This window comes from Bradyrhizobium sp. JR4.1 (assembly GCF_040548605.1).
Taxonomy (GTDB): Bacteria; Pseudomonadota; Alphaproteobacteria; order Rhizobiales; family Xanthobacteraceae; genus Bradyrhizobium; species Bradyrhizobium canariense.
Window position 1 is genome coordinate 1 of sequence record NZ_JBEPRY010000013.1, and the last position, 19916, is coordinate 19916.

Here is a 19916-nt window from a genome sequence, read left to right on the forward strand (position 1 = left end):
TGCGGGTCAGCACCAGCTCGGAGACCATGGTCATCAGATGCTCCAGCGTATCCACGTTGACGCGGATCGACTGGTTGGCGATGCTGGCGCCCTCGCCGGCGCCCTCGTCGGCGATCGACTTCTTCGGCGCGGCCTTTTCCTTGGGCGCCTTGGCTTCCTTCGCTACTTCCTTGGCAACAGGCACCGGCGCTTCAGCGGCCGGCTGGGGCTCGGCCTTGACTTCAGCCTTGGCAACGGGGACCGGGACTTCGATCGCGGTCTCGCGGAAGGCGCGCTCGAGCTCGTCGAGCGAGACTTCGCCCGGACGCAGCGGACGCTCCAGGGTCTGGTCGGCCAGCACGCCGGAGGTCGGCGCGGCTTCAACGGCGACAGGCGCTTCCGGCACCAGCGGCGGCGCTTCAGCCACGGGAGCAGCAGCACCCGCCGCCATGGCCGCCATGCCCTGCTCAACCATCGCTTCCAGCTTGTCGATGAGATCGCGGTCGGTACCCTCGGGCTCGGCTTCGGTCGCCTCCAGCCCGGCCAGAATTTCCTTGATGCGGTCGATCGACGACAGGATCACCGTCACCGCCTGCCCCGTCACCGGCATGCCGTCACGGAATTTGCCCATCAGCGTCTCGCCGGCATGCGCCAGCGCTTCCAGCCGCGGCAATCCGAGGAAGCCGCACGTGCCCTTGATGGTGTGGACCAGCCGGAAGATGTTATCCAGGATCTTGGCGTTGTTCGGCTCCTGCTCGAACTTCACCAGCTGATTGTCCACGGTGTCCAGGCTCTCGCTGGTTTCCGTCAAAAACTCCCGCAACAGATCATCCATGAGCTACGCCTTACTGACCTGGATCCGGACCTCGACACCCGAGCCGCGCTGGCATGAACGGAAGTCCCCACCTTGGATCGTTAGACATCCCCTTTCACGGTCCCGTTAATTTCATCCTCCGTGCTAATACGGATATTGAAGACAAGTTTGCCGTTCGACTGCAGGCGACAGCGTTTTTCGGCAAAACCGGCCCCACGCCGCAACCGCGAGACGCGTTAGGTGAACGTGCCGATAACAGCGGGACCAGGCGCGCGGGAAAGCCCTGCTCGTGAAGGACGATATGCGCGGTCTTCGCGGAATTGTATCGAGCCGCCTGCAAGCCGCGGCAGTCTCGCCACGTTCGCTTGGTGCTTTGCCGGGATACGCAAGACCCGCATTTGCGGTAAACGGACCGTTACCCGCGTCCACTGCGGCCGATGCCGCGCTAACCCAGGCGCGCGGCCGAGGCAAGGTCGCCGTGGGGACGGTGCTCCGCCAGGCAATCGTTGATGGCGGCGAGCAGCGCGTGCGGCGTGAACGGCTTGCGCAGACAGCGCGCCGCACCGAGCTCCAGCGCCATCCGGAGGAAATCGGGGGCAGGCGAATTCAGATTTGCGAACGCGTAGCCGGACATCGCGATCAGCGGAACGGCTGGCGCCCGCTCGTGGAAGATCCTGACCGATTCGAACCCGCGCTTGTGCGGCATGAAAATATCGATGATCATCAGATCGAACTGCTCGTGTTCGAGCGCGCGAAGTCCGGCTTCCCCCCTTCGGCGATCGTCACCCGAAAATCGTTGCGCTGGAGATAGACCTCGATGGCCATGCAGACCATCGGGTCGTCGTCGACGACGAGAATATGGCGCAGACTTTCTGTCCCCGTTTGAGCTTCCCGATTCGGCGATTCAATAATTGAACCGTGGCGCACGCCTTTCTCCTTTGCTCGAGAAATGAACTGTTGAGAATGTCGTTGCCGGCGCGAGGAAGACGATGGACGCGGAATCTGCGGCCACGCGGCGCCAAGGTTCAAAACAATGTTTGAGAATTGCAGGCACTCGTCCGACCAACGAGGGTGCACGGGTCGACCGGCGTCCGATGGCAGCGCGGATGCAATGCTTCCAGCTCATGAAGGCCCCTTGCCGCTTTTACCTGCGCAACTCCTCGCAGACCGGTCCGCCGGCTCATCAGCGAATCAGCGTGCCGTTCTCATTTCGGCCGCAAATGCACCAGCCTGTCTGCCCCCAACGGGTATACGCAGAGCGCCACAACCATTATAATAAGGTTTTGCTGCCGCACAACCGGATGACGAACAGGAACATAGCGGGGATCACGTCGAAACGCGCCGGATCAACCATGACCGCGACCACCCTCCGAATGGATGCTCCAGTCGACGATCTGGATCTGCTGGGTTCCCAAATCGGTATCGTGGAAATGGTCAGGGAATCTGTCTTGGCGAGGGCGACGTGCAGCGGCGATCACCGGTCGGACAACTTGTCCCAATTGCCTATATATCCCGACGGGAAGATGATGGAACTTGCGCGGACGGCAAGCAGTTTCGCGTGCTGCGGCCCCGCGGGTCCGAGAGACGGGAGGCTACTTTGGAAACGATGGTGCGTTCCTCCAACGGTTTCCTGTCCGCGCTGTCGGCAGACGATTATGAATTGATCCGCCCGCACCTGCGTACGGGCGATCTGCCGCATGACGCGGTGCTGGTCGAGACCGGCGAAACGCTCAAGCGCGCCTACTTTCCTCATCGCGGCGTCATCTCGTTGGTGGTGGAGCTCGCCAGGGGCGAGCACGTGCAAGTCGCCATGATCGGCCGCGACAGCCTGCTCGGAACGCTCTCGACCATGGGCGATGCCTGCGCGCTGAACACGGCCATCGTGCTGGTTCCCGGCTCCGCCTCGATGATGGACCTCGACCGGCTGCGCATCGCGGCCGACCAGAGCGGCACCCTGCGGACGCTGCTCACGCGTCACGGGCTCGCGGTCTACGCGCAGGTGCAGCAGACCGCGGGCTGCAACGCCGCCCATCCGGTGGAGGCACGGCTGTCGCGCTGCCTGCTGCACACCCATGACCTCTCCGGCGATTACCGGCTGCTGCTGACCCAGGAGGCGATGGCGCAGATGATCGGCGCTCGGCGCAACAGCGTGTCGCTGGTCGCCAATACCTTGCAGCAGGCGAATTTCATTCACTACAGCCGCGGACACATCCAGATCCTCAACCTGGACGGCCTGCGCCAGACGGCGTGCGAATGCTACGCCACCGTGAAGGCGCAGTATGACCGGCTGCTCGGCCCACGCTGACGGTGCCGCGGCGTGGTAAACCGGCCGCTAATTCCGGCCCGCAAACACGGATTGTCCTGCTACCGGAACTGAAATCCGGATGCCGTAGACATGGACGTGACGCGCGCGCCTGTACGGGCCAGCGGCAAACCAACCGTGATCAAGGCAGGCCAAACCATGTTCGAAGTCACCGTCGCGCCTGCGCAGACAGCGCTTGATGCCGAGCCTGCGCGCGAGCCGGGCGCGTACCAGGCGCTGGTGCGCGAGATCGGCGAGGACGGTGCTTGCGAAGTGCGCGACGTGTTCTGGAGCGAGACCTGTGCGCGCCTGCAATTGTTCCGCACGCTCTCGCTCGCGCAGCACCACGGCAGGATCGCGCGCGAAGCGCATTCGCTGAAGAGCGCGGCCGGAACGTTCGGCTATGTCAGGCTCGCGATGCTGGCGCTGCGGCTGGAGAAGACCGCGGAGAGGCTCGGCGACGCCGGATTTCGCGACCTCCTGGAACTGATGGACGTGGCCTATGCCGCCGGGCGCGCGCAGGAGCCGGAGGGCTGACGCGCGCGCTCGAAAACGCCGTAACCACTCACACGTGCATGCCCGCCGTACTTCTACGGCTTGGGATTTTCACAGATGGCTAATCATAGGCAGCGATAGTCGCCGGAAACCAGGAGGGTTTCCATGTTCACCTACGAGACCGCGGACCAGAAAGAAGTTCGTCGCTTCCGCATCGCACAGTTCAACGGCCGGATGGCGACGGTGGCCGCTGGCGAGGCGACGGTGACGGGCTTCGTGCGTTCGGTGCTGGAGCAGGAATCGAGCATGCCGCCCCGCTGGACCATCACGATCATTCCCAACGTGCCGAAGGAAGAGCTCAAGCCGCTGCGGCCCTCGTCGCGCGCGCGTCCCTTCGCCGAAGATTATTTCTGAGCACGATCGGAGCCGCGGGTCTTTCTCGAGAGATGTCTCACGCTTGGCCCTCGCCGCTGGCGGGCGGCCCGAGGCAAGAGCCTTCAGTCGATCGAATGCAGCAGCGCCGCACGGACGAGGTCCGCCGTGTTGCGCGCACCGAGCTTCCGCATCGCCTCGGCGCGATGGCTCTCGAAGGTGCGCGGGCTGATCTGCATCCGAAGCGCACCCTGCTTGTTCGAATATCCCTCGCTGATCAGCCTCAGCACCTCGCCCTCGCGCTTGGTCAGCCGCTTTTGGCCTGACAGGCCGAGGATCTCGCCGCTCGACACCCGCTGCGGCTGTGGCGCGCGCGTGAGCTTCGGTTCGGCCTCCGCGGTCGGCAGACCAGCCGTGGGAGAACCGGCAAGCTGTTTGACGAGGCCACAAACCCGCTCGGTCTGCACCAGCGCATTCTCCACGACCCGCTGCAAATAGGCACGGTCGCCCGTCACCGGCGCGAGCTGATCGCTGTGATGCTTGATCTCGCCCATGTAGAGCAGGAGCGCCGTGAGGGGACCGTTGAGCTCGCGGGCGATGGCGGCGGCCATTTCGTCGGCCGCCTTGGCGCGGGCGGCGTTCAGGCGGACGACATCGAGCTCTTCAGTTGGAGCAGCGTTGCTGTCGTACCATTCCGACGGCCGCGAATCAGTGGCCGTATCATTCTGTGACCCCATGTCACTCGTTTAGCGGAACCCAACGCGATCTGTGGTTAACTTTTTGCTCCGTAAGACTACGGTGAATTTGGCAGTTTTGTGCCGAAACCCCGACACAGGCACACTTTATGCTTGAGTAGCAACGTCCCTCAACATTCTTAGGTTGCTGAACCTGCCCAAATGGTAGGCGGGTCAACGGAAGCCTTCTTAACGATCCGACCCGCGCCGATTACCTGAGGCCCCGGATTTTACGGATATATTAACGGCGGCTTGCTTCTCTATGTCACAATTGAGAGCGCGCAAATGCCTCCATGCATGGGGCCGATAGGCCTGCTGGAATCGTTGCGGAAGATTGCGTGCAATGAACGAGATCGACCAGCTATCGAACTTCTTGCAGAAGCTGACGCCGCTGTCGCGCAGCTGCCTGCTCAGCGAGCTCGAACGGCTTGAGCTGTGCGGCATCGACATGCCGGGCTCGTCCGACCTCCAATCGCGGCTGCGCGCCGAATTTCGCAAGGACGGATCGAGCCAGGCGCGCGCCACCAGTCCTTCGCGCCATTTCTTTGCGCCGCTCGAGCTGCTCCTGATCGACGGCGCGCCCGAGCATGCCAATATGGGGCGGATCTCGCGCAACACCCTCACCCCGATCTGGGAATGGATCTGCCGCGACCTGCTGCCGACCATGGCGCGCGACTACATCAAGGCGATCAACGACCAGGTCGCCGCCAACAACCAGAAGGAAGTGCTGAAGATCGCATCGACCTTCCAGACCAAGGTCGTCAAGGTTCTCGAGAGCACCCTCGCCCCAGCGGAGAGCACCGAGTTCGCGCGCGGCAAGCTCGCGCAATATACGGCGTCGCGCACCGCCTTCGACGACGTGAAGAAGATGCAGCACGTGCTGCGCGCCGGCGCTGCGCTGCCGAAGTTCAACGAAAAGCTGCCCGAGAAGATCGCGAAATTCGACGACGGCCTGGTCGATCAGATCACCGCACGATTGGACGCCTTCAAGAAGGCCCATCCCGAGGCGCTGCCGTTCGCACTGACGCTGGTGGCGAGGCGGCTGAAGACGTTCTGGCAACTGGTGCGCCTTGCCACCAAGGCCGCCGCGAGCAAGAGCGCCGCCGATGTCGCCGCCACGCGCTATGCCTGCGTCGTTCACATGGTGCTCGACCAGCTCGACGACAGGCGCCTCGCCTTGCGCATCGCGCTCCGGCACAACCGGGTGCTGATCGCACGCGACCTGCTCGCCGAGATCTACGACACCGAATATGCGCTCAAGGTGCGGATCGACGGCATCGAGCATTGCGAATGGGGCATTCGGCTCCAGCAATTGATGGACGCGATCGCGGCGCTGGTGGCCGCCGAGGTGAGCCGCTTCCCCTCCAATGTCGGCCACATTCTCGGCTCGCGCCGGCTGCGCAGCCACGATACGCTCGGTGGAAAGCTGTCTTATCTGGCCTGGAAGGGACGCGATGCGATCGAGGACGGCGCGGCCGCGTTGCGCAAGCTGATCGGCCAAACCTGATCCCGCGCTAATGCGCGCGCGGCAGGCACAGGAAGCGATCGAGAAATCGCCCTGACAGCACGAACCTGAACCACCAATACATTATTCGCCGCGACGTCATTGCTGCGATCCTCGACAGCCCACCACCGGCTGCCCAGAGCAATAGCGCACGTGCAGCAATCCGCTTGTGATGTGCTTCACACGGGCGCCAGCGCGCACCGACGCATTGTCGCAGAACCGTCACGAGCGAACCGGGAAAAATGCGCGCATCGCGCGCAATTGAGGCACGCCATTATTCAATTGGGCGAGGCGCGCGCGGCTTGGTCCAATTGCAGGACAGTGCGCGTGCATGCAGCCTTACTGCGCGTCGCGGAATCTCCAGTGATTGCCGCAACCCTGCGCCCGATGCGCGGGCAGACGTAAAAACTTCTCGAACAAGACGCAGACAATTTTAGACGTGATGGGTGCTTTAACGTTACCCAGATAATTCGACAATCGACTGAAGCCTTCCATATTTGAAACTGCTCACGTCGCTAACACACCGGCACGGAACGGGAGTGCTTGCGATGAACGACGAAATTGTAGAACTCGCCGAACGAAGGCCGAAGACCTTCGGACGGCGAAAGATGAAGCCGCGCGCCTGCGTGGCCGACGGCAAGCGCCATCTGCGCGCGTTTCTCGCGGAAGTTCTGGAGGATCTCGGCTTCGTCACCACCGAATGCGCCAGCGCCGAGGAGCTGCAGAGCGTGCTGACGAGCGGATTGCCCGACCTGATCCTGCTCGGCATCGCTGCCGACGGCATCGAGCCCGGAAAATTTCTGGAGACGCTGGTGCGCGAGGCCTTCGACGGAAAGGTTCTGACGGTGGGCGCCCGCGAGTCGATCATCGTCAGGGCGGTGCAGCAGGTCGGCGAGGAATACGGCCTCAAGATGCTGCCGCCGCTGACCACGCCCTTTGCCGCGGAGACGCTGCGCGACCGCGTCGCGATGCTGTTGCCGGAGGAGCCGGCGCCGAGCCCGGCCGTGCATGTCGGCGAGGCCCTGCACGCCGGCTGGCTCGAGCTCTGGTACCAGCCCAAGATCGACGCGCGCACGCTGATCCGCAATAGCGCAGAGGCGTTGGTGCGGATGCGGCATCCGACCTGGGGCGTGGTGCCGCCGGCCTATTTCATCCCCGAAGAGCACGACCCGAATCTGCGCGACCTCTCCGAATTCGTGATCGAGCGCGCCATGCAGGACTGGCACTATCTGCTGGAGCAGCAGAGCCCGGTCGATCTCGCGATCAATCTGCCGGCGTCCTATCTGAAGGAGCCGCAAGCCGTGGGCGATCTCTGCCGCCGCATGCCGACGCATCCGGCGTTCGGCGGGCTCACGATCGAGATCGACAGCGAGGAGGCGATCCGCGACCTCGATCTCCTGGTCGAGGTCGCCCGCGAACTGCGTCTGCACAATATCGGCCTGTCGATCGACAATCTCGGCGCCAACTGGCCGTCGCTGATGGATCTCGGAAAAATTCCGTTCATCAAGCTGAAGGCCGACCGGCACTTCGTCACCGGCAGCGGCACTGATCGCCTCAAGCGCACGGTGTGCCGCCACATCGTCGAGCTTTCACATGGCTACGGCGTGCACGCCGTCGCCGAGGGCGTCGAGAGCCGCGCCGACCTCGTCGCCGCCAACGAGCTCGGCTTCGACCTCGTGCAGGGTTTTCTGTTCGGCAAGCCGATGCCGCTGAAGAAGTTTGCGCGGAGCACGCTGACGCGGACGGTGATGGGGTGATTCCGTGCGTGGGCGGCGGATTACGCTGTTGTCGCGCAACCATCCGCCGTCGATCGCATGGAGCTCGCCTCACCATTCGGGCTGCGTGCCTCGGCCTGCTCGACGTGAAGCGCGAATCCGGTCGCGCCGGAATGCTCAAGTCCTGCGCGGAGCTGCATGCTCGGAATCAGGTAATCGCCGCCATTCTGGCGTCGGTAAGGAATCGGCGATGTCGTCGCAAGCGTTCGCATCCTCTCGCGCAAACGTTCGGCAGTCGCCTGGAAACCGGCTTCGTCCAGTTTGTCGGCCTTGTAGACAACGAACGGCGGAAGCACGTCATATCCGGGATAATAGAGGACGCCGTGATTGATCGGGAACAGCAGGTCGTCGATCGGCCCGTTGATCCCGCGCGCCGCATAATGCTCCTGCCAGCCGCCGGCCGTCACGATCAGCATCGCGCGTTTGCCCGCTAGCCTGCCTTCGCCGTAACGGTCGCCCCACCGCTTGTCGCTGTGCTCGCCGACGCCATACGCGAAACCGTAGGCGAACACGCGGTCGACCCAGCCCTTGAGGATGGCCGGCATGCTGAACCACCACAGCGGGAATTGCAGGATCAGGACGTCCGCCCACAGCAGCTTCTCGATCTCGGCCTTGACGTCCGCGGTGAGCGTGCCCGACTCGAACGCCTGCTTGGAGGCGGCGGCCGGCGCCAGCCGCGCGTCCTGCGGCAGCAGCGGAAAGTCGGCGCGGCCTACCTCGGATGTCCAGCCATGGGCGTAAAGGTCTGACATCCGCACCTCGTGTCCCTGGGCCTCGAGTTCTCTGACGGCGATATCGCGGAGCGAGCCATTGAGGGAGCGCGGTTCGGGATGAGCGAAGACGATCAACACTTTCATGATCAGCACCTTGGTTGACGATTGCGAGCAGCAGGTAGCGCCTCCGACTGCAATCCGGTAGTTGTCGCCAATGGATAGGATCCTGCCGAAATATGGATAGATCGGACATTACGCTCGAACGCATGCGCAGCTTCGTGCGGGTCGCCGAGCGCGGAAGCCTGTCCGCGGTCGCGCGCGAGCTTGGCCTCGGCCAGTCGACAGTGACGCGGCATCTTCGGGAACTGGAGCAGGCCGTCGGCGTGCCGCTGCTCACGCGGACCACACGCAGCGTGACGATGACGGAGGAGGGGCGCCGCTACTACGCGGACTGCGTGCAGATCCTGCGCCTGGTCGAACTGGCGGGCGACGAGGCGCGCAGCACGCGCGGCGCGCCTGCCGGAACGGTGCGCGTCTCCTGCACCGCGGCCTTCGGCGTGCTCCACGTCAGTCGCTTGCTGTTCGCGTTCCAGGACCGCTATCCGGACGTGGCGGTTGATCTCAGCCTGACCGACGAGCGGATCGACCTTGTGCGGGAAGGTGTCGATATTGCCCTGCGTCTGGGGCCACTCACCGACAGCTCGATGAAGCTCAGGCTGCTTGGCCAGTCGCGGCGGGTGCTTGTGGCCGCACCGGACTATCTGGCTTCGCGCGGCAGGCCCACGCGGCCGCAGGATCTCGCCGGCCACGAGGGTGTCAGGATGTCGAACATCGCCGGCAGCGACGTGCTCGTGCTGCACGGGCGCCGCGGCGGCCGCCATGTGGTCCCGTTCGCAGGGCGGCTGCGGGTGGATCACGGGCTGGCCGCACGCGAGGCGCTCGCGGCCGGTCGTGGCATTGCGCCGGCCCATCTTTGGCTCGTCGACGACCTTCTTGCATCCGGCCAACTCGAGCGCGTGCTTCAAGACTACGCGCCGCCTTCCGTTCCGCTCAACATGCTGATCGTCCCGGAGCGGTCCGGCATCGCGCGGGTACGGCTGCTGGTCGATTTTCTCGCCGAGCGGATCGCGCGGCTGCCGGGGATTGAAAAGGCGCAACCGGGCAAGAACTAAGGCCGCGTCAATCCGGCCTCAGGCAAACCGCCGCGCGAAGAAGACGCAGGCGACCACCAGCGCGGTCGCGACGATCATGCTCCACGCAACCGGTTCGTGCAGAAGGAGGCCTGCAAGCGCGAGGCCAAAGAACGGCTGGAGCTGCTGCAACTGGCCGACACGGGCGATGCCGCCGATCGCGAGCCCGCGATACCAGAAGATGAAGCCGACGAACATGCTGAAGACCGAGACGTAGGCGAGCCCGATCCAGGCGGGCACGCTGATGCCGCTCCATGTCGAGGGCCAGGTTAGAATCGCGACGGGCAGCATCAGCGGCAGCGACAGCAGCAGCGCCCAGGAGATCACCTGCCAGCCGCCGAGCCGGCGCGACAGCGCGGCGCCTTCGGCATAGCCGAGCCCGCACAGCACGATCGCCGCGACCATCAGGAGATCGCCGGCGAGCGATGCGGTGCCGTCGTTGGACAGCGCAAAGCCCGCGACAGTGGCGCTGCCCAGAACCGCGAGCAGCCAGAACATCGGCTGCGGCCGCTCGCCGCCGCGCAGCACGCCGAAGATCGCGGTCGACAGCGGCAAGAGCCCGATGAAGACGATCGAATGCGCCGAGGTGATGTGCTGGAGCGCAAGCGCCGTCAGCAAGGGAAAACCGACCACGACGCCGATGGCGACGATGGCGAGCGAGACGAGATCCTTGCGCTGCGGCCGCGCCTGACGGAGCAGGCCTAGCACGGCCACGCCGATCAGCGCCGCGATGACCGCGCGCACCGAGGTCAGGAACAGCGCGGAGAACCCGCCGACCGCCACCCGCGTCGCCGGCAGCGAGCCGCTGAAGATGATGACGCCAAGAAGCCCGTTGCTCCAGCCGGTGGCGGAAGAGTGCATGTCTGTCTCGTGTGTGGGGTGGTGGTCCGATCTGGAGGTGCCAGCCGGGGTGGCGTGACGATTACCTGTAAGCCTTCCAAGGCCCAACAACAAAAAGCGCGAAAACAACCCCATGCACAGTAGCCGGGGACTGCAAGATCAATGACTTACACGGGGCCGGAATCGTCCGACTGGGCGACACTTAATTCGCCTTGATGCCCGCTTCACTGATTAGCTTGCCCCATTTCGCACTTTCGCTTTGGATGAAACGGCTGAACTGCTCGGGCGAGGTCGGTGCAGGCTCTGCGCCAAGCGTCCGGATCTTCTCGACCACCGACGGATCCTTCAGGGCTTTTCCGAAAGCTTCGTTCAACCGGCCGACGATATCGGCTGGCGTGCCGGCCGGAGCAACCAGCCCGAACCAGCCGACGGATTCGAAACCCGCAATACCGCTCTCGGCGAGTGTCGGCACATCGGGCAAGGACGACAGACGCTGCGCAGACGACACACCGATGGCGTTGAGCTTGCCTTCGAGGATCAGTTGCCTCGATGCGGGGATATCCAGTACCGCGAAGGGGACATGGCCTGCGAGAACGTCGACCGTCGCCGGTGCGGTCCCGCGATAGGGGACCAGCTCCATGGCGATCCCGGTCTTCTGCGTGAACAGTGCTGCGGTCAAGTGCATGGCCGTCGAATTGCCGCCATGCCCGATCGACAACGCGCCCGGCTTGGCCTTGGCAAGCGCGATCGCCTCCGCCGTCGTGTGCGCCGGCACGTCCGCCGAGGCGACGAGCACGAAGGGGATTTTCGCGAGCAGGGTGATCGGCGCAAGATCCTTCGGATCGAACGGCATCGACGAATTGAGGTGCGGATTGACCGTCAGGCTGCCTGCCGGCGCGACGCCGAGCGTATAGCCATCAGGCTTGGCCTGTGCCACGGCAGCCATGCCGATGTTGCCTCCAGCACCCGCGCGGTTCTCGATCACGAGACCCTGCTTGAGCTCGGCGGTGACCAGCGGTTCGAGCGCGCGGATGACGGTATCGGCGCTGCCGCCGGGCGGAAAGGTCACGATGATCTTGATCAATTGCTCGGGATAGGCCGCTCGGCCCGCCTCCAGCGGCAGCACGGCGAAACTCGCGGCCGTCAGCACGGCCAAAATGCGGCGGCTTGCAACGTGAAACACGTTTCCCTCCCCGGTACGTTCTTGTTTGTGAACCACGCCTTGGTGAACCACCTCCCGGCGGACTTCGCCGCGAGACCGTCGGCTTCAAATCGCCTTACGCCGAAGCGCCAATGATGCGCGTCAGCAAGCCTTGTGGGTCCGCGGGCGCGGCCTGCCCGCGCCAGGCGATGTGCTGATCGGGCCGAGCCAGCACCAGCTTCTCGGCATACGCGCCGTTCGCTTCGTCCGGCGCGATGTCGAGCAGCGCGAGCGGAATGCCGCGCTGCTCTGCGGCAGACTTCAATAGCGCCACATCGATCGCCGGATCGAACCGCAGCAAAGTGTAGCCGGCGCCGAAGGCATCGTAGAGCGATCGTCCGTCCCGCAGAAACAGGTGCGGCGCGCGAGCGCCGGGCACGGTGGAGGGCGTGAAGCTGCCCATCGCGTAGGCCGGCGGCGTCTCGCCGTCATAGGCAATGATCGGCGAGGCATCGTAATAGTAGCCGAAGTTCAATCCGGCACAGCAATATTGCTGCACGTTGAGATCGTAGGCCGCCTTGGCCAGCGCTGCACGCGCGGCGTGGCCGCGCGGCGTGTCGTCCTCGATCTCCGCGGAGACGCCGCCACGCTGCGCCATCATCTTCATCGCATGGTCCATGGCAAAGCGCGACACCTGTTCGGTGATGGGCTGACGCTCCGCCTCGTAGGCATCGAGGATCGAAGCCGGCGCCCACCCGTTCAGATGCGCCGCCACCTGCCAGCACAGGTCGACGGCGTCCGCAATGCCCGCATTCATGCCGTAGCCCGCATACGGCATCCACAGATGCGCGGCGTCGCCGCAGATGAAGACCCTGCGGTCGCGGAAGCGATCGGCGACAAGTCGACGCCCGACCCAGTCCTCCTTGCTGAGGACGCGGTATTCGAAGCGCTCGTCGACGCCGAGAATGGCGCGGATCGCCCAGTCCCGATCGACCGAATCAAATTCGGGCTCGTCTGGCTTCAGGTGATTGTGGATCAGCCAGCGGTCACGACCGTCGATCGCGACCGTCGTGCCTGAACGTCGCGGGTTGAGCGAGAGCACCATCCAGGCCGGCTTGTGCGCGCCCATCAGCTCCTTGAGCTGCGGCGCTTCGATGAAGGTCGATTGCACGCGCTGGATCACCGGCGTGCCGGACAGGTTGGCACCGATCGATTTGCGAACCAGCGAACGGCTGCCATCGCAACCGATCACAAAGGAAGCCTCGATGCGGAGCGAGCTTCCGCTGTCGAGGTCGCGCGCCAATGCGACCACATGGTCGTCATTCTGCTCGATGTCCGTGATTTCCGTGCGCGCCAGAATGGTGATGCGCGACTGGGCGGCGGCATGGCTGAACAGGATCGGCTCGAGATAGACTTGGTTGATCCGGTGCGGCGGCTCCGGCGTCGGCCACCAGGTATCGGGGCCGCCGGTGGCATTGTAGCGGCGTGCGCGCGAGGGAATGTCGATGCGACACAGCTCGATGCCGGTCGCCGTGGTCCGGTAGGAGCAGTCGTTCGGGAAATCTGCGGGCAGGCCTGCGTCGCGCAGCTTTGCGGCGACGCCGAGCCGGCGGAAGATCTCCATCGAACGCGCCGAGACGTGATTGCATTTGACGCTGGGCGGATCGCCGGCATGGCGGATCTCCGCGACCACGACGTCGATCCCACGGGAAGCCAGATCCATCGCCGCGGTCAATCCGATGGGCCCGGCGCCCACCACCAGCACCTGTGTCCTCATGTTCGTTTCCAATCCCTTGGCGATCGCGGCTTCACCGTCCACGGGATGCATTTTATTGCATGCTCGCTTATGTGATAAGCCGGAAAGAACTCATCAATTCATGAGCTTTGCCTATGAACGTCACCTTGCGGCAATTGCAGGCCTTCACCGGCGTGTACCGCACGCGCAGCATCACGCGGGCCGCGCGCGAGCTGGGGATCACGCAATCGGCGGCGAGCCTGTTGATCCAGCAGCTCGAAGCGCAGCTCGGCGTCAAACTGTTCGATCGCTCCACGCGTTCGGTGCAGCCGACGCTGGCCGCTGACGAGGCAGTTCATGTCGCCGAACGGATGCTGGGCGATGCGCTGGGCCTCTCGCGGCGCATGCGCGACCTGGCGCAAGCGCGCGCCGGCCGGGTCGCGTTTCTCGCCTCAGCCGGTACCGCATCGGCGCTGCTGCCCTCGGTGCTCGCAAAATTCCGGGCAGGCTATCCCGACATCGAAATCGACATGCGCGACGTCGCCGCCGACGATCTCGTTCCGCGTCTGATCGCGACGGATGCGGAGTTCGCGATCGGCAGTGTCGAGGGAGAATTCGCGGAGCTCACGATCGAGACGCTGACCCGCGGCCGCCTGAGCGCGATCGGCCGCCGCACCGCCGACTTCGCGGCACGGCGCTCGCTGACATGGGACGAGTTGGCTCAGATGCCGACGATCGCGATGCGGGGCGAGACGCGGATTCGCATGCAGATCGATCAGGCGCTGGGCACCCAGGGCAAGCACCTCAACCCAACCTATGAAGTGACGCTGATCAACACCGCGCTCGCCATGACGGCGCAGGGCCTCGGCCTCGCGATCCTTCCTGCGACGATGCTGCCGGCAGATCAATTTCCGACTCTGATCGCAAAGCCGCTGATACGCCCCGCCATTACCCGCCCGGTGTCGCTGCTGCAGCGACAGGGTCGGACGTTGTCCCCGGCCGCGCAGGCGTTTGTGGCGACGGCGCGGACGGTGCTGGCGGAGCGAGGGCCCGCAAGATCGGACTGATCTGCCGCGCTTTCTGGAAGCCGTTTTATTGTGGCGGATGATATTGGCGGAGAGGGAGGGACTCGCCTTTTACGCGGGTCCAAAACCCCTTGTTTACAAGTTTATCCTTCGGTTTCAGGGGTTCGAGAGCGGCCGGTGCTACACCGAGGTGCTCCACCGTGCCCCAGTTCAAGATGCCGACACCCATCACCCGCCCCACCAGCGCCTTCTACTGGCTCCGCAAGAAGGTCCCGAAGGACCTCCGCGACCTCGTCGGCAAGACCGAGGTCTGGGCCTCGCTCGGCACCAAGGATCCGCGGCAGGCGGCGATCAAGATCGGAGCCCTGAACGCCGAGATCGAGGCCGACTGGGCCCGCCTCCGCGCCGAACCCCGTCGGGGACCGGTCCGGGCCAAGCCGGCGGCGCGCAAGCCGCACGTGCTCACCCACCAGGACCTGCACGCCTTGCGCGCCGAGGAACACGCCAGGATCCGCGAGCACTGGAGCCTGGATCCCCCGACCGGCTTCGCCCGGGCGCGTCTGGCCGCGGCGGACGACGAGGCGCTGCGGCTCGACGCCTGGGATCTGCTGCAGGGCGCCGGCTACGACGCCACTTCCGAGAACGTCGAGCGCCTGGTTCCGCTCCTGGTCAGGGCCAGGAAGGAAGCCGCCCGGGACGTCGAGCACGCTCGCCTAGGCGAGTACGAGAAGGTGGCGGACCTGAGCAAGGTACCGCCCCGCACCACGCCCGTGCTCGATTTCATCGACGCCTTCGAGGATTACGCCTGCAACGGCGGTTTGAAGGGAGGACGGTTCGGACCGACGGCCAAACGCTGGCGTCCCGTCATCCGAGCGTTCTGCGACTTCGTCGGACACCGCGACCTGACGAGAATGAAGACCACGGATGCCTACCGCTGGATCAACAGTCTCAGGAAGAGATATCCGCAAAAGTCGATCAAGGACGTGTGGATCGCCGCCATCAAGGCGACGGCCGGCTACTTCGTCGAACAGACCAGACTGGACGTGAATCCTTTCGCGGGGATCAAGGTCCGAAAGGACGATCCGAGCGCCACCAAGGAGAACAAGGTCGAACCCAGGACGCCTCCCCGGAAGGGTTTCAACGAGGACGAAGCCCGGATCATCCTGACGGCCACGCTGGCGACGCCGAGCCATCTGACCTCGCCGGAGATGAAGGCCGCCCGGCGCTGGCTGCCGTGGCTCTGCGCCTACAGCGGCGCCCGCGTGAACGAGGTGACCAGCCTCCATCCCCACGACATCACGGAACATGCCGACGGCATCCGGTGCATGGTGATCAAGCCGTCGCTCGAGAAGACCGAGCAGTGGCGCGTCGTTCCGATCCATACCCACATCCTCGAACAGCCGGGGGGCTTCCTGGAATACGTCGAGCAACGCAGGAAGCTCGGCAAGCCGCTGTTCTACGACCCGGACCGCAGCCGCGGCGGCAAGCCGGGCAATCCGCAATTCAAGAAGGTCGCCGAGCGGATCGGCGAGTGGGTGCATGGTCTTGGAATTCCGAAAGGCGTTAAACCCAATCACGCCTGGCGCCACCTGTTCAAGAGCGTGGCGCGGCACGTCAAGATGGACCGCGAGGTCGAAGCATTCATCACCGGCCACCGCGCCAAGGATGCCAACGCCGGGATCGAATACGGCGACCCTTGGGTCAAGACGATGTTCAACGAGATCGAACGCTACCCACGCTTCGAGATCGAAGCCTTGGGTCGGTCGCCCGTCGCTCACAAGCGCCGGCGCCGGACCAACGCCGAAGTCGCTGCGGCAAAGGTCGCGAACGAAGAGCGCAAGGCAGCACGCGCGAATTAGGCCTCAAACCCTGGCGAGGCGATGGAGGTTAAGAAGCGTGACAAGGGATAGGCCGCAGACCGTGGTTCCGGGCCGCGGAACTTTTGCCCCGACACAATATTGTGGTTCGTGGCAGAGGCTGAATCATGAAAAACGAACCATCCCGGATCTCAAAATTCTTCGGTGATTTGGCTAACAAGACTTCGCTTGCGGCTGGGCGCGCCTCGACCTTCCTGTTAGCTGCGGGTGTGGTGGTCGTATGGGGCATCAGCGGCCCGCTCTTCCAGTTCTCGGACACTTGGCAGTTGGTCATCAACACGGGGACCACAATCGTAACATTCCTTATGGTATTTTTGATTCAGAATTCGCAAAACCGTGACAGCGCGGCCATTCAGGTAAAGCTGGACGAACTCATTCGCGTAAGCGCGGCGCGCAATAGCCTCGTCGGGATCGAACACCTCACCGGCGATGAGATTGAGGAGCTTCGCTCGAAATGTGAAGCGCGTGCCCGAGCCGATAAAGCCGGAGATGAGACACTCGACCGGACCCGACAGTCAGCGCGGCGAGCGGCCGAGCAGATCGCCACCTGACGATGTCAGCGCAGGACTCATCGAAAAAACCGTTAGAGAATATCGACGCCATCCTGCGGCTTGAAAAGCAGGATGAGGAAAGGATCGCTCTTCATCATCGTGTTTTTCATGCCATCGGACGTTCGCGGGCACTCCGCAGTTCGTTGTGCTGCAATGCGCGGCGGTGGTGTGCTGGATTGCCTTCTGCGGGATATTCCCCGATCGCGCGTTTGATCCGTTCCCGTTCCCGCTGCTTGGGACATTCCTCGCGCTGGAGGCGGTACTTCTCACCTCCTGCGTCCTCATTCGTCAAAATGCGACTGACCGCATTTTGGAGAAGCGAGATCGACTAGAACTTCAGATTAATCTCCTCTCCGAACGAGAGGCGACGCGGTCCTTGAGAATATTGCAGAAGCTTGCCAGGCGGCTGAATGTCGATGACGAGGACTGCCAACAAGACGAATTGGCGCAGGAGACGTCTGTTGATCAAATTGCCCGAGGCTTGCGCGAGGGCGAAGAGGCCGAAAAGGCTCAATGAGAGGTTGGCCCCAAGTAAGCCGACATGCCGGTCGCCCTGATGCCACTTGCGCGGTCGTCATCTACACGAGCTAAGCCTCAACTTCCTCGAACAGAGTCGGTGCGATGCGCACGGTGCTAGAATTTGAGTGTAGTCCGGAGCCCGAACACCGAGGCGTTTTTGAGGACCTTTCCGGCGGATGACGTCGCCGGCCCCGTGGCACCGCCGCCCGGGTGGATGATGTATTGGAAGTTTGGCTGCAACGACCAGCCCTCCTTGATCTGGTACTGGTAGACAGCCGTCAACAAACCTTCGAAGCTTCGCACTGGCCAATTTGGGTTCACCAACGTGCGGTAGTCGGCGTCGAGCGCCTGCGCCCGTTTGGACACATGGGCATAGCCCGCGGCGATCCCGAACTTGTCATCGCGCCGGTCGTCACGAAGCCCGATGAACTCGACGCCGGCATCAGCGTAGAGATCGATCAGGTTGCGATCAGCGGGCGCGCCAGCGGCCCTTGCGAACACACCGATCCCGCGATCGTCACTGTGAGGCACGCGGTAGATCTGTTGCTCGAAGACGGCCCAACCACCGATGTCTCCTGCGAGCAACAGCGGTTCGCCGCTGCTACTGGGAGCGGCGAGCGAGCTGCCGTTCGTCGCGAGCTGTTGATCGGCGAAAGACCCGAAGTGCCGCCAGCCGCCGAACTTGATCTGGCCGGTCAGGTTAGGATCACCCTTCTTGTTGTTCCAGGCGTACTGGATCTGACCCAGTAACAACGGCGGATCGTTGACGCGAAAATTGACGCCGTAGCGATTGCGCTCCTGCGGATCGCCCGGTCCGGGTCCTGCTTGGTCGCCGTCGAAGATCCCACCCAGAACGGAGAGCTGGTCGGTCACGTTGACCAGTAGCCTTGCGCCCATAGCTGCCAAAGGTGGCGAAGGTCCGCCGCTGGGAAGATTGAGCGACGTGATCGCGGGCCAACCCATTGAGGCGTTGGTGAACACGTCTGTATATTTGGTGTTGAAGAATTCGCTGTCGGCGGCGAGCTGCCCCACTTTCAGCGAGATCCTCTTTGCGCCCCACTGCTTCTCGAAATACGCTTCGTAGATACGCGTCGAGGGTAGAGCCTCGATTCCGCTGACGACGAGAAAGTTCTGGAGATTGCTCCGGGACAGGCCGTCGCCGTGGATCTGGAACATGTTGGCGTGAAAAGTGAGCTTGTCGATGCCAACGAGTTTCTGCAGATCGACATCCACCGCAAGGTTGAGGCGGCCTTCGTAGATAGCGCCCTGCTTCAGCCCGCCGGAAGCGTTACCCAACGCCTCGCCGATGTACGTGGCTGCGAACTTCACGCCGTACTTCTGCAGCGGATTGGGCAGAAGGCCGAGCGTCTTTTCCTCCACCGTGCTCTCACCCGTATCCGGATCGGCAGGCTTGTCGTCGTCGGTCTTCTTATCCTCCTGGGCGGCGGCGCCGGCTGCCAGGAGCAAAAGGACCGACATCGAAAGCATGACCTGTCTATAGACTCGCTGGGGTCTCGACATGCGAGTTCCTGATCTCGAAGATAGCGTTACGACTTGCCCGATGTTGCAAGGCAAGTCCACCGTGCGGCAGCTACCAAAGGTTTGGGTCAGACCAACTGGCCCATCACGGTCAAAACTTCTTGAGGCGCGCCGTGCGAAACGCTGGCTATAGGTTTTGGGGAGCATAGATGTTCGATGCGGCAACCGCGCGAGTGCGTCTGCGAGCGCATTTCGCAGCGCGAGATCGGACCGCCTAGCCATGTCGTCTCAAAGATCCTGGGGGCGGTTACCAGAGCCGAGGAATCGTTGGACGAACTCAGGCACGGCGGCCGTGACGCCCTTTGGCGGGCGCGCACGGTGTGGCGTTGATCGGTCGAGGCGGTCGTGAATTTCCAGGTCACGGTGCTGAAGATCCTGGTGAGCTATCCGGACGGTTTCGCTGTCATGGAAGACCTCAAGCGAGACATGGCCATCCTGGCGACCAGTGGCCGCGAATGGGCGGACCGCACTAAGCGTCTCGCCGCGAGGGTCCCGGATCTCGATATCTTTTCCCACGGCATGGTCGAACGCCTCAGCGGCGGCTGGAAGATCACGACCAAGGGACGGGCAGTGCTCGAGTTCATGGAAGCCCGCCCCGCTGCGCCGGAACCGCTCCAGCCGCTCTTTGTCGAGAAAGCTCCCGTTGAGACAGCGGCTGCGCCGCAGGTTCCTCCGCTGCGGCAGCCCGCTGACCGTGCCAAGCGGCGGCGCGAACGCCGCCAACGTCGGCGCGAGGCGCGCGAACGAGCGAGGGCGAACGCGCCCTGAAGTGTCCTCAAAGCAGGTAAGGCACCAAAAGAAGGGGTCGGGC

17 protein-coding genes and 2 pseudogenes are annotated in these 19916 nt (G+C 63.8%); 11 read left to right on the plus strand and 8 right to left on the minus strand.

Features of this window, described 5'->3' with window-relative positions; genetic code table 11:
- A partial coding sequence (locus tag ABIB90_RS23630; protein WP_354201449.1) for an Hpt domain-containing protein occupies window positions 1-814 on the minus strand: 814 nt, incomplete at its 3' end.
- A gap of 424 nt (window positions 815-1238) precedes the next feature.
- A pseudogene (locus ABIB90_RS23635) lies at window positions 1239-1720 on the minus strand (response regulator).
- A 679-nt stretch (window positions 1721-2399) separates the two neighbouring features.
- On the opposite strand from ABIB90_RS23635, the gene ABIB90_RS23640 reads away from it, so the two are divergent.
- The 3 genes from ABIB90_RS23640 (at window position 2400) to ABIB90_RS23650 (ending at window position 4004) form a co-directional block, all read left to right on the plus strand.
- Window positions 2400-3098 carry a Crp/Fnr family transcriptional regulator gene (locus tag ABIB90_RS23640; RefSeq protein WP_219681736.1) on the plus strand — a complete coding sequence of 233 codons (699 nt, stop codon included), beginning with the start codon at window positions 2400-2402 and terminating at the stop codon, window positions 3096-3098.
- Between the two features lie 156 nt (window positions 3099-3254).
- Complete coding sequence (locus ABIB90_RS23645) at window positions 3255-3632, plus strand: Hpt domain-containing protein (protein ID WP_354201555.1); 378 nt, start codon at window positions 3255-3257, stop codon at window positions 3630-3632.
- A gap of 123 nt (window positions 3633-3755) precedes the next feature.
- Window positions 3756-4004 (plus strand): hypothetical protein, encoded by a 249-nt coding sequence (locus tag ABIB90_RS23650; protein WP_007598946.1) that lies wholly within the window; start codon window positions 3756-3758, stop codon window positions 4002-4004.
- Window positions 4005-4087: 83 nt separating this feature from the next.
- Here ABIB90_RS23650 and ABIB90_RS23655 read toward each other — a convergent pair whose 3' ends face one another.
- Window positions 4088-4699, minus strand: coding sequence for a LuxR C-terminal-related transcriptional regulator (locus ABIB90_RS23655; protein WP_007598945.1), 612 nt, complete (start codon window positions 4697-4699; stop codon window positions 4088-4090).
- Window positions 4700-5039: 340 nt separating this feature from the next.
- On the opposite strand from ABIB90_RS23655, the gene ABIB90_RS23660 reads away from it, so the two are divergent.
- Together ABIB90_RS23660 and ABIB90_RS23665 are read left to right on the plus strand one after the other, a co-directional pair.
- Window positions 5040-6203, plus strand: a complete 1164-nt coding sequence (locus ABIB90_RS23660; RefSeq protein WP_354201450.1) for a hypothetical protein — start codon at window positions 5040-5042, stop codon at window positions 6201-6203.
- Window positions 6204-6748: 545 nt separating this feature from the next.
- Entirely contained in the window at window positions 6749-7957 is a 1209-nt protein-coding gene (locus ABIB90_RS23665) for an EAL domain-containing response regulator (RefSeq protein WP_007598940.1), read from the plus strand.
- Between the two features lie 20 nt (window positions 7958-7977).
- Here ABIB90_RS23665 and ABIB90_RS23670 read toward each other — a convergent pair whose 3' ends face one another.
- Window positions 7978-8832, minus strand: coding sequence for an NAD(P)H-dependent oxidoreductase (locus ABIB90_RS23670; RefSeq protein WP_354201451.1), 855 nt, complete (start codon window positions 8830-8832; stop codon window positions 7978-7980).
- Between the two features lie 92 nt (window positions 8833-8924).
- Between ABIB90_RS23670 and ABIB90_RS23675 the strand changes: the two genes are divergently transcribed.
- The gene (locus ABIB90_RS23675) at window positions 8925-9860 is read left to right on the plus strand and encodes a LysR family transcriptional regulator (RefSeq protein ID WP_354201452.1); all 936 of its coding nucleotides are present in this window, start codon (window positions 8925-8927) and stop codon (window positions 9858-9860) included.
- Between the two features lie 18 nt (window positions 9861-9878).
- Here the strand turns inward: ABIB90_RS23675 and ABIB90_RS23680 are convergent, their stop codons facing one another.
- From ABIB90_RS23680 to ABIB90_RS23690, 3 genes are all read right to left on the minus strand, one after another.
- Entirely contained in the window at window positions 9879-10739 is an 861-nt protein-coding gene (locus ABIB90_RS23680; RefSeq protein ID WP_354201453.1) for a DMT family transporter, read from the minus strand.
- Window positions 10740-10920: 181 nt separating this feature from the next.
- Window positions 10921-11901, minus strand: coding sequence for a Bug family tripartite tricarboxylate transporter substrate binding protein (locus ABIB90_RS23685; RefSeq protein ID WP_007598933.1), 981 nt, complete (start codon window positions 11899-11901; stop codon window positions 10921-10923).
- Window positions 11902-11995: 94 nt separating this feature from the next.
- Window positions 11996-13636 carry an FAD-dependent oxidoreductase gene (locus tag ABIB90_RS23690; protein ID WP_035995374.1) on the minus strand — a complete coding sequence of 547 codons (1641 nt, stop codon included), beginning with the start codon at window positions 13634-13636 and terminating at the stop codon, window positions 11996-11998.
- Between the two features lie 113 nt (window positions 13637-13749).
- On the opposite strand from ABIB90_RS23690, the gene ABIB90_RS23695 reads away from it, so the two are divergent.
- From ABIB90_RS23695 to ABIB90_RS23710, 4 genes and pseudogenes are all read left to right on the plus strand, one after another.
- Window positions 13750-14661, plus strand: a complete 912-nt coding sequence (locus ABIB90_RS23695) for a LysR family transcriptional regulator (RefSeq protein ID WP_007598929.1) — start codon at window positions 13750-13752, stop codon at window positions 14659-14661.
- 158 nt (window positions 14662-14819) lie between these two features.
- Window positions 14820-16478, plus strand: coding sequence for a DUF6538 domain-containing protein (locus ABIB90_RS23700; RefSeq protein ID WP_354201454.1), 1659 nt, complete (start codon window positions 14820-14822; stop codon window positions 16476-16478).
- 125 nt (window positions 16479-16603) lie between these two features.
- A complete protein-coding gene (locus ABIB90_RS23705; protein WP_354201455.1) occupies window positions 16604-17047 on the plus strand; it encodes a low affinity iron permease family protein in 444 nt (147 codons plus the stop codon).
- Between the two features lie 139 nt (window positions 17048-17186).
- Window positions 17187-17564: pseudogene (locus tag ABIB90_RS23710) on the plus strand (DUF1003 domain-containing protein); the annotation flags it as partial.
- Between the two features lie 116 nt (window positions 17565-17680).
- On the opposite strand, the gene ABIB90_RS23715 reads toward ABIB90_RS23710, so the two are convergent.
- Window positions 17681-19054: a carbohydrate porin gene (locus tag ABIB90_RS23715; protein ID WP_354201456.1), complete on the minus strand. Its 1374-nt coding sequence runs from the start codon at window positions 19052-19054 to the stop codon at window positions 17681-17683.
- A 396-nt stretch (window positions 19055-19450) separates the two neighbouring features.
- Here ABIB90_RS23715 and ABIB90_RS23720 point away from each other — a divergent pair, with 396 nt between their 5' ends.
- Window positions 19451-19873, plus strand: a complete 423-nt coding sequence (locus ABIB90_RS23720) for a hypothetical protein (protein ID WP_354201457.1) — start codon at window positions 19451-19453, stop codon at window positions 19871-19873.
- Window positions 19874-19916 lie beyond the last annotated feature (43 nt).

Excerpts from the sequence above, each read along its gene's own strand:
- ABIB90_RS23690 (WP_035995374.1), bottom strand. The coding sequence starts at position 13,636 with ATGAGGACACAGGTGCTGGTGGTGGGCGCCGGGCCCATCGGATTGACC.
- ABIB90_RS23705 (WP_354201455.1), top strand. The coding sequence starts at position 16,604 with ATGAAAAACGAACCATCCCGGATCTCAAAATTCTTCGGTGATTTGGCT.
- ABIB90_RS23670 (WP_354201451.1), bottom strand. The coding sequence starts at position 8,832 with ATGAAAGTGTTGATCGTCTTCGCTCATCCCGAACCGCGCTCCCTCAAT.
- ABIB90_RS23640 (WP_219681736.1), top strand. The coding sequence starts at position 2,400 with ATGGTGCGTTCCTCCAACGGTTTCCTGTCCGCGCTGTCGGCAGACGAT.
- ABIB90_RS23675 (WP_354201452.1), top strand. The coding sequence starts at position 8,925 with ATGGATAGATCGGACATTACGCTCGAACGCATGCGCAGCTTCGTGCGG.
- ABIB90_RS23715 (WP_354201456.1), bottom strand. The coding sequence starts at position 19,054 with ATGCTTTCGATGTCGGTCCTTTTGCTCCTGGCAGCCGGCGCCGCCGCC.
- ABIB90_RS23660 (WP_354201450.1), top strand. The coding sequence starts at position 5,040 with ATGAACGAGATCGACCAGCTATCGAACTTCTTGCAGAAGCTGACGCCG.
- ABIB90_RS23680 (WP_354201453.1), bottom strand. The coding sequence starts at position 10,739 with ATGCACTCTTCCGCCACCGGCTGGAGCAACGGGCTTCTTGGCGTCATC.
- ABIB90_RS23695 (WP_007598929.1), top strand. The coding sequence starts at position 13,750 with ATGAACGTCACCTTGCGGCAATTGCAGGCCTTCACCGGCGTGTACCGC.
- ABIB90_RS23655 (WP_007598945.1), bottom strand. The coding sequence starts at position 4,699 with ATGGGGTCACAGAATGATACGGCCACTGATTCGCGGCCGTCGGAATGG.
- ABIB90_RS23645 (WP_354201555.1), top strand. The coding sequence starts at position 3,255 with ATGTTCGAAGTCACCGTCGCGCCTGCGCAGACAGCGCTTGATGCCGAG.
- ABIB90_RS23650 (WP_007598946.1), top strand. The coding sequence starts at position 3,756 with ATGTTCACCTACGAGACCGCGGACCAGAAAGAAGTTCGTCGCTTCCGC.
- ABIB90_RS23665 (WP_007598940.1), top strand. The coding sequence starts at position 6,749 with ATGAACGACGAAATTGTAGAACTCGCCGAACGAAGGCCGAAGACCTTC.